We start from the raw sequence: 1,278 nt of genomic DNA on the forward strand, positions 1-1,278 counted from the left end.
GTATCTCCGTAGTGGTCATTAACGAATAGTTTTCGTCCTCCGCTGGTTTCTCGAAGCAACGCAGCAAGAGTTCCATCTCAGCGGTCTGTACCTGAAAGTCCTCACTCTCCCTGTATAGTTCGGCAATCTCTTCATCATCAAACCAATAGCGGAAACCTGACTTTAGCAGGGCTTTGGCTTCAGCATAGACATTGTCCATTGAAATACGCTTGGCTTTCTCTATGTCTATGGAAAGTACTTCAAAGGGCAGGAACCTTCTGCTGCCTGTCGGGTCTGTAAGAAAGTCGTTGCCGTTCACCGATGCCACGAAGCTTGCCAAGTGGGGATGTTTCTCCACGTACTTGTCATACGGCATACGGTACTTGACCATCGGACAGGTGATGAGGTTTTTCAGCTCATTCTCATCCCGCTTATTGAGGGCTTTTAGCTGATCGTCTATGTTTACGATAAAGTTCTGACCGATATAGGTAAGTGTGTCCTTCTCTTGTGGATATATCTTGTCGGTATAACTGTAACCGTGCAGTTTGGGTGGACAGAGCGAATCGAGAAACGTAGTCTTGAACTTGCCTTGCTCACCTGTCAGCACAAGGCAGGTGTGGTTGCTACACTCGCGGTTGTCCATCGCATTGGCGACCACCGCCACAGGCCATTTAATAAGATACGGCAACCATTTGTTAGAATTACGGACAACAACGCAACTTGCCAATTCATGAATGGCTTTCAGTGAAAAGGGAGAACTGCTACTTACATCCACCAATGGCAATCTTTTGAAATACTCCTGTATGGGATTGACACGTGGAGAGAAGCTGCTCTCAATAATTGAATAGAGGTTGTCGGAAGATGTGATAATCCCCACATCGTTGTCAAGTTCCCTGCGGAGCGTGTTGATTTCATTGCGACCCACCTTTGAGAAATGAGCATCGTTCTTGCCTCGGAATTCGGGTCGCCCCAAAACCGTGTTGTATCTGAACTCATAGTGTGTGGAGAGATAGTTTTCTATCTCTGCGTTCTTGGATGAGCTACCTCTGCGATGAGGATTTCTCCTGCTGCCTGTATTGCCTGCATCTGCGTTCTTTTTCATTATTCCATTGAATTGGTTTCCAAGAGTGAAGTTAGGGTGAGAATGCGTAACTTCCAAGCATTCAGAGCCCTCTTGCATAATGTTGTGCTCGTCCGCTTTAAAATTCTTAGGGAAATAGGCTGTCAAAAAGAGCATTTATCGTCTCATTAAGCAAAAAATGGACGACAGGAAAAATAGATTAGCAGAAATACGGATGT

The 1,278-nt window shown here is 45.6% G+C and carries 1 protein-coding gene; it reads right to left on the minus strand.

Annotated features, from left to right (window positions below):
• A partial coding sequence (locus HMPREF2983_RS08100) for a virulence-associated E family protein (protein ID WP_070667673.1) occupies positions 1–1,216 on the minus strand: 1,216 nt, incomplete at its 3' end.
• Positions 1,217–1,278 lie beyond the last annotated feature (62 nt).

It is taken from the genome of Prevotella sp. HMSC077E09 (assembly GCF_001814685.1).
In the GTDB taxonomy this organism is placed as follows: domain Bacteria; phylum Bacteroidota; class Bacteroidia; order Bacteroidales; family Bacteroidaceae; genus Prevotella; species Prevotella oris.